This is a genomic window from Neotamlana laminarinivorans, from assembly GCF_020523925.1.
In the GTDB taxonomy this organism is placed as follows: Bacteria; Bacteroidota; Bacteroidia; order Flavobacteriales; family Flavobacteriaceae; genus Neotamlana; species Neotamlana laminarinivorans.
This window is the reverse complement of record NZ_JAJAPW010000117.1, coordinates 1-250: the sequence shown is the minus strand read 5'-3', so window position 1 is coordinate 250 and position 250 is coordinate 1. Positions and strand designations below refer to the sequence as shown.

The window sequence follows — 250 nt, the reverse complement described above, 5'->3', positions numbered from 1 at the left end:
GTAACACCGTATAAGTTTAATTGCTGCTGATTTTCCTGCGGAAAATCCTCGCATTTTTACTATCTTAGTTTCTTAATCTGAAAATCCTCGCGGATTTCCAGCGCAACTAAGCTTATACAAACACGTTGTAAATCATAGCGCTCACTCATACGGCGGAAAATTCCGAATTTTAAGAACTTCTGATTTCTGAAAAATTTAAAACTCTGAATTATTTCGCTGAAAAAACTACTCAAAATCTGAATTTGACAAA

The 250-nt window shown here is 34.4% G+C and carries 1 protein-coding gene; it reads right to left on the bottom strand.

Annotated features, from left to right (window positions below; genetic code table 11):
- Positions 1-59: 59 nt before the first annotated feature.
- Positions 60-250 (bottom strand): hypothetical protein (locus LG649_RS16270; RefSeq protein ID WP_226544846.1); only part of this gene is annotated, 191 nt, incomplete at its 5' end.